Source organism: Noviluteimonas gilva, from assembly GCF_009740395.1.
GTDB lineage: Bacteria > Pseudomonadota > Gammaproteobacteria > Xanthomonadales > Xanthomonadaceae > Noviluteimonas > Noviluteimonas gilva.
The window spans coordinates 180,539-187,366 of the sequence record NZ_WOXT01000006.1 but is presented as its reverse complement, the minus strand read 5'-3'; the positions used below and the strand labels follow the sequence as shown (position 1 = coordinate 187,366).

Sequence of the window (6,828 nt, the reverse complement as noted above, 5' to 3'; positions counted from 1 at the left end):
AGTCGTCGCCTCCATTCCGTGTCCTCGACAAGGCCGTCAGCCGTCGCTGTCCATGCATTGCCATCAAGCAAAGCTGGCACGTTCAAATATCTGAAGTCCGCCTGCGACATCGTCGTCCCGCCAAAGGTTTTCGTGCACATCGTAGAGCCAAGATACCGAATGTCCGCTTTGGGTTGAAAGCCGACACTCCGGCTCGACGTCCGCTGTCGGCCAGAAGCGGACACCCGCCAAACCCAGGGTCTCAGCTCGGGCGTGATATACCGCCAAATGCGAGCCCGGCCAGGAGCGTAGGCGCATGAAGTCAGCGACCAGCATGGAGCAACTCGTTCTCGTACTCGTAGTTCTCCTCATGGTCGGGTGTGGCCGCGACGAAACGTCATCAGGCCCTCCGCCAATTTGCTTTCCGAAACCACCTGCGAATCGGTTGACATCCTTGGAGAGCAAAGCGCTTGCAGATACCAAGCAACGTGCCGCCAACGTGTGCGAACTCGATTCCATGCAATGCGGATACGCAGTGCGAACCCTTCAAGACGGTCGAATCTCCATCGGGGTCAAAGCGGCGCAGGTGGAGGGCAACCCGCCACGCTGCAATTTCGCCGTCGGCGAAGACTTGAACCTGTACGACCGAGGCGGTCGGTTCGTAAAGCGTCTAGGTGGACTTTGACGCCAGAAGCGGACACGCTCAGTCGGCGGAAAAGACCTTCTTGCTGGAAACCTTGCCAGCCTTGAATTCGATGTCGCAGGCGTAGCGCCACATTGGCGCCCTGTGATTGAACACGAGAACAGAACTCTCGTTGGTGTCGAGCGGGCTGACGAACAGCCCATGCGAGTTGGCCCGTGTTACGACGTTGTCTCGCGTTTCCGATGCCGAGACGGAGCCACAGAACGACTCGGCCTGATTGCGGTTGTAGAGCTCGATCGCATAGGTCGCTCCGAGCAGCAGTCCCACCGCCGCAAGCCCCTTTCCGAGAGTGTTCATCCTGGCCTCTTTGCGTTTGAGCACGCCCTGCAACTCTGCCAGACAGAATCGCTCACTGCACTCGAACAAGCCATCCGCCCCGGGAAAAGGAAAAGGCCCCGCGATTGCGGGGCCTTCTGGTTTCAGTACGGCGAAGGGAATGAGCGCCGACACGGCGAGCTCGGGACCACGAGCGCCCCGTTGTTGAGGGCATCGAGTGCGTTCTTCAATTGTTCCTGCGTTGTGCGGTTGGGGTCGCCGCTCGGCGTGAATGGATCGGCCGCCAACGCGGCATTCGCTGCAGCGATCAGACTGTTGATGCTGCCGCCGAACGGGATGTAGAACGCATTGCCATTGACGTAACCGGCTTCCACGTTGAGCCGCATCGCGGCCAGGTGCGATGACAGCTTGTAGGCCATGTTCGTGGCGTCGCTGGCCAGCAGCCAGGTGCGGAAGGACGGGTAATCGACGGGATCGAAGGCGCCGCCGTTCGCGTCCACCAGGTTGAGCGCGACGAGGAGGTTGAGTTCCGGCAGCAGGCTCGGCGGGCTGCCGTCGAGCAACTTCGCCAGGCCGTTCTGGTTGCTCCAGAACCCGGGCGTCTTGCCGCCGCTCGGTTTCTTGCAATAGTTGCCGAACTTCACGGTGGTCGTATAACCGGCGTTGACACGGATGCCGGTGAGCGGATTGACCACGACACCGTTCACGCGTGGTGCGGACTGGATCCAGTTCGCTTCATTCGGCGTGCCTTCCAGCACGGAGTAGCCGTTGCCGGGCGCGAGGCCGGCGAACGACGTCCATCCCTCTGAATTGGTGTTCCGGGTGATGTCGGACGGTCCGAGCGTCATCGGCCAACCCGACAGGTACGGCTCACCCGCGTTGTGTACGCCATTCGCATTCTTGTCGTAGTACTTCTTCACCACGATCTTGCCGGTGTAGTAATCGGTCGCGAATGCCGAGCCCGACAGCAGGGTCGCGGCCAGCAGTGATGCCGTGAGCGCGCGACGCACTTTGTTCGACGAATTGTCCATTGGCCACCTCGTGGGCAGGTTCTGGTATCGGGACTAACGCGTGCATTCATGCAACGCGGACAAGCAACGGAAACGGAAGAGCACGTGCTGGCCGGGTCGCATCGGTCGAGTCGTTTCGTTTTACGTCCGCGCTCGGAAGGAGATACGCAATGTATGCAACTACTCGACGGTATGAAGGCGTCACCGATCCGGGTGAGGCAGGGCGGCGTGTCGACGAAGGCTTCGTGCCCCTCATCCGCAAGATGCCGGGGTTCGTTGCGTACTACTGGGCGGACGCCGGTGGTGGCGTCATGGTTTCGACGAGCGTCTTCCAGGACCGGGCCGGTGTTGACGAATCCAACAAACAGGCCGCGGATTGGGTGCGCGTGAACATGGCGCCCTTGCTTCCGAACCCGCCGCAGATCACTGCGGGGGAAGTTGTCGCGCACGCGGCGAAGTAGACGCAGCGTCGCGTTTGCTCGACTACTGCACGATCCCCAACATCCGTGCACGATCGACCGCGTGCTTGCGCGTGCCGGCGGAGAGTTTCAGGAACAGGTTCTTCAGGTGCCACTTCACCGTTTCGCCGCTCACGTCCAGCGTGCGCGCGATCTGTTTGTTGCTCATGCCCTTCTGGAGCAGGTGCATGATCTCGGCTTCCTTCGACGTAAGCAGGCCGGTGCGCGATGTGCCCGGGCGATCCGCGACGCGCGCACGCGAGAACACGTGCGACACGGGCCGTAGCGCGCGGTTCGCGTTCGATGCGCGCAGTTCGTCGAGCAGGTCGGCCGCCTTCGCAGGCGCGTCGGCCAGCAGGCGGCGGTTGCCCATCAAGTGCGCCAGGCTCAGTGCTTCCGCCATCAGCGGGACGGCATGGTCGGCGTCGTGCTGGCGTGCGACGACGGCGCGCAGCAGTTTCGTGGTCAGCATGTCGTGGCCGCGGCGCAACTGGCGCGCGAGGGTGTCGGCGATGCCCAGCTGCACGCTGGCGTCGTCGATGTCGTGCCGCACCAGCGCCGCCTGGGATTTCGCGAGTGCGATGGCCAGCCGATACTGCGGTTCGTACCATTGCAGCGGCGCTGCGTTGAACAGCGGTGCCAGTGCATCCATCGATTCGAGCAAGTGGCTGATCGTTTCGGTGCGGCCGTGCAATGCGTGGATGCGCACCTGTTCGGCCAGCGATTGCAGTCGCAGGCGCGGCAGTCCGCGCCGTTGCGCCAGCATGCACAGATCGTCGAGCACCGCGAGCGCGCGACGTTCGTCGCCCTGGCTCAGCGCGATCCAGGCGAGGCTCCGATAAGCGCACAACAGCGTCTCGGGGAAGCCGCCGCGTTCGAGCACGTCGACGCGATTGGCGAGCATCGCTTGCGCGGCTTCCACTTCATCGCCGCGCAACAGCGCTTCTGCGAGGACCGCCGCCAACAGGCACGCGGCCAAACTGCGCCGGCCTTCCTCGCGTTCCACGCGCAGCAACGCGGGGCGCAGCGTTGCCTCGGCTTGCGCCGCGTCGCCATCCCACAAGTGCGTGAGGCCGACGAGCATCCGCCCAAGCGCGGCCGCCAGACGCAACGCACCGGCATCGCCATGCTTCGCCGCTTCGGCGAGTGACGCACGCGCCTGTGCCGTTTCTCCCGATTGCAGCGCGAGCGAAGCCTCCACGTTGCAGCGCGCCACCGAGTACAGGATGCCCGCGCCGGGCGCGGCCGCGCGCGGCCAGCGCGCGAGCAGCGGTGGAATCTTGTCGAGCGCATCGGCGTAACTGGCCGAGCCGGCGGCGATGCGCAGTGCGACGACCCTGTCGTGCGGCTGCGTCGATGGATCGTCGATCACGGTGTCCGCGAAATGTTGCGCCTCCGCGTTGCGATCGCTGAAGGCGAGCACCGACCCGGCGACCAACCGAAGCTGCGCGTCGCCTTCGAGCATCGCCGCCGGCATGCGCTCCAACCATTCGCGCGCTTCGGTGAGTTGGCCGCTCGTACTCAGCGCCCACAGCGATTTTGCGGCCCACGCCTGCGCGTGCGCGAGATCGCCCATCGCCAGTGCATGGTTCGCCGCCTCGTGCCAGCGTTCGGCATCGGCGAACCAACGCGCCGCGCGTGCGTGGAGTGCGTCGCGCTCTTCGCGCGGGAGTTGTTCGAAACGGCCGAGCAGGAAGTCGCGCGCCATCGGATGCAGGCGCATGCAGTCATCATGTTCGCCGACCATCACCATCGGCGTTTCGCGCGCGAGCCACTCGAGCATCTCCCTTGCGCTTGCCTCACCCGTCACGGCTTCGCATAACGCCACGCTCAGCGGATCGAGGATCGCCACGCGCGCGAGGAACTCCACCATGCCGGGCGGCATGCGCGTGAGCAGCGTTTCGACGAAGTAGTCCTGCACCGTGCCGTGGCGCGCGGAGAGGTCGCGTGCGGCCGCGGCGACATCGGGCGCCTGTTCGATCGCCGAGATCGCCAGTTGCAGGCCGATCGGCCAGCCTTCGGTGATCTCGTGCAAGCGCGCGCGGTCGTCTGCACCGAGCCGGTTGCCGAGCCGGCGTTCCAGCACTTCCATCGATTCTTCCAGGCGCAGCCGCAGGTCTTCGGCGTTGAGCGCGGCGTAATGGCCCTTCGCATTGAGCTCGCCCACCTGCAGCGGCAACTTCACGCGCGTGCCGACCACCACGTGGAGATTGGCCGGCGCGTTCATCAACAAGTACTGCAAGACCGAACGCACCGACGCTTCGGGCAGCGCTTCGGCGTCGTCGATCATCAGCACCGTCGGCGTGCCGCGCATGGCGATGTCGGACAACAGGCCCGTCAGCGCCTCGACGCCCGGCACGGCCGTGCATTGCGCGGTCGGATCGATCGCGCGGCCGCTCGCCATGCGAAGCGAATGCGACAACGCGACGGTGAAACGTTCCGGCTCATCCTCGGCATCGGCGTCGAGCCACGCGACCAGCGCGCCGCTTCCCATCCACAGCCGCCGCCACTGCAGCAGCAACGTGGTTTTGCCGAAACCCGCGGGCGCGGCGACGACGATCGCGCAGCGGTCATGGACGCGATCCCATTCGCGCTGCAGCCGCTCGCGATCCAGCGCCCCGCGCGACAGGCGGGGCGGCATGGCCTTCAGGGTGAGCTGGAACTCCGTCATTGCGAAACAGGACAACGAGGCGACAGCGGCGGTACGGCCGCGTCAGGCCGCGGCGAGCGCCAGGTCCGACTCGTAGTCGCTGATCAGGTCGACGAGGCGCTCCGCGACCGGGGCCATTCCCGCCGCATAACGGCGCCATCCGCCGACGTTGCGCGTATGGATCGGTTGGCGCAGCTGCAGCGTGCTGGCGGTCGTGGTGACCGTCTTGTTCGCGAGGATGTCGGTGACGCCCTCGACGGACGGCAAGCCCAGGTAATCCTGTACGCGACGGGCCTGCAGCTCGGGATTCGACACCAGGTCTTCGTAACGCACGTCGAGGATGCGGCCCGGCGCGATGGCGTGCCAGTGGCGCATCAGGCGCGCGTAGTTGCGGTAGTGCGTCGCCAGTTCGTCGAGCGCGTAGCTGTACGGGTAGTACTTGTGCGCGAACAGCTCCTTCAGGTTCGAGAAGCAACTGTCCAGCGGATGCCGGCGCAGGTGGATGATCTTCGCGTGCGGGATCGCCTTGAGGATCGCGCCGCACCACTGGAAGTTCATCGGGTGCTTGTCGACGTAGAGCGCATTGCCCTCCGCGATCCACCGCGTCTTGATCAGGTAGCGATTGCCGACGATGTGCGGATCCAGCCGCGCGACGAAATCGCCGATGCCCGGGTCCAGGTTCAGCGACAGGCGCTGGTTGTTGGCCCACTGCATCTGCTGGCGGAAATCGTTGAGTTCGCCGCAGGTCTTGATCTGCGGATGGTTGCCAAGGATGCGTTCTAGCAGCGTCGTTCCCGTGCGCGGCATGCCGACCACGAAGACGGGCGTCGCATCGCGCGGGACATTCCCGCAGATGTCGAAGAAGCAATCCGACGTCGCCTCGATGAGCGCGTCGTACGCGGCCGTTTCCTGCGCGGCGTCGTGTTCGGTGACGCTGCGTCGCGCCTGCGCGCCGGCCATGAGTGCGTTCCAGGCTTGGTCCGTCTCGCCGAGCGTGTCGAATTCCTTGAACAGGCCGTAGTTCAGATACGTCGTGTCGTCCACGTCGACGTCCGGACCCTGCAAGGCGGCCTGCATGCGCGCGATGCGCGCGTGCGCACCGTCCTTGCGACCATACTGCGCGCACGACCAATGCGCATGTCCGTATCCGGGCGCTTTCGCCACGCTTTCTTCGCAGGCGGCGATCGACGCGTCGATCGGGCCGAGGAAGCTCAACACGATGCTTTCCATGTGCGCGATGAACGCACCGTCCCGGCCCGACGCGCGCGCCGCGCGGATGCAACGCAGCGCGTTGCCCTGGTCTTCGAGCACGCTGTACAGGCGACCGAGGTCCAGCAGGTAGTCGGCGTTGGCGGCATTGGCCGGATCGATGAACCCCAGCACGGCGTGCGCCAGTTGTTGCTCGTTGACTTCGAGCAGCGTCGTGGCGACGACGAGGATGTCTTCCGCGGACTCGTTCGCGCAGCGTTGGCTCGCGCTGAAGGCGTTGAAGGTCGCTTCGCGCGTGAGGCCGACGGCATGGCAGATGCGCGACAGCATCGTGTACGCGAGCGGCCGCTCGGGCGCGCGCTCGACCAGCTTGATGCAGAGCGCTTCGGCCTCCGGCAATTCCTCGCGCTCGAAATGCGCGACGGCCTGCAGCCAGATGTCCTGGAGATCGATTTGCGACATGGGTGGGGTCCGGTTCGGGAAGGTCGCCGGGCGCAGATCCATCGCATCGGTGCGTCATCGCGGCAACGCGCGCGCCCGGAC

The 6,828-nt window shown here is 65.2% G+C and carries 5 protein-coding genes; 1 reads left to right on the top strand and 4 read right to left on the bottom strand.

Annotated features, from left to right (window positions below; translation table 11 throughout):
• Positions 1 to 682: 682 nt before the first annotated feature.
• Positions 683 to 1,132: a hypothetical protein gene (locus tag GN331_RS16425; RefSeq protein ID WP_156643372.1), complete on the bottom strand. Its 450-nt coding sequence runs from the start codon at positions 1,130 to 1,132 to the stop codon at positions 683 to 685.
• Positions 1,102 to 1,989 carry a hypothetical protein gene (locus GN331_RS16420; protein ID WP_156643371.1) on the bottom strand — a complete coding sequence of 296 codons (888 nt, stop codon included), beginning with the start codon at positions 1,987 to 1,989 and terminating at the stop codon, positions 1,102 to 1,104. The genes GN331_RS16425 and GN331_RS16420 overlap by 31 nt, the downstream gene beginning before the upstream one ends.
• A 149-nt stretch (positions 1,990 to 2,138) precedes the next feature.
• Here GN331_RS16420 and GN331_RS16415 point away from each other — a divergent pair, with 149 nt between their 5' ends.
• Complete coding sequence (locus tag GN331_RS16415) at positions 2,139 to 2,429, top strand: hypothetical protein (protein ID WP_156643370.1); 291 nt, start codon at positions 2,139 to 2,141, stop codon at positions 2,427 to 2,429.
• 22 nt (positions 2,430 to 2,451) lie between these two features.
• On the opposite strand, the gene GN331_RS16410 is transcribed toward GN331_RS16415, so the two are convergent.
• Both GN331_RS16410 and GN331_RS16405 read right to left on the bottom strand, forming a co-directional pair.
• Positions 2,452 to 5,097: a winged helix-turn-helix domain-containing protein gene (locus GN331_RS16410; protein WP_156643369.1), complete on the bottom strand. Its 2,646-nt coding sequence runs from the start codon at positions 5,095 to 5,097 to the stop codon at positions 2,452 to 2,454.
• 42 nt (positions 5,098 to 5,139) lie between these two features.
• Complete coding sequence (locus tag GN331_RS16405) at positions 5,140 to 6,747, bottom strand: tetratricopeptide repeat-containing sulfotransferase family protein (protein ID WP_197427203.1); 1,608 nt, start codon at positions 6,745 to 6,747, stop codon at positions 5,140 to 5,142.
• Positions 6,748 to 6,828 lie beyond the last annotated feature (81 nt).

Coding starts and splice junctions, on each gene's coding strand:
- GN331_RS16420 (WP_156643371.1), bottom strand. CDS start 1,989: ATGGACAATTCGTCGAACAAAGTGCGTCGCGCGCTCACGGCATCACTG.
- GN331_RS16405 (WP_197427203.1), bottom strand. CDS start 6,747: ATGTCGCAAATCGATCTCCAGGACATCTGGCTGCAGGCCGTCGCGCAT.
- GN331_RS16410 (WP_156643369.1), bottom strand. CDS start 5,097: ATGACGGAGTTCCAGCTCACCCTGAAGGCCATGCCGCCCCGCCTGTCG.
- GN331_RS16415 (WP_156643370.1), top strand. CDS start 2,139: ATGTATGCAACTACTCGACGGTATGAAGGCGTCACCGATCCGGGTGAG.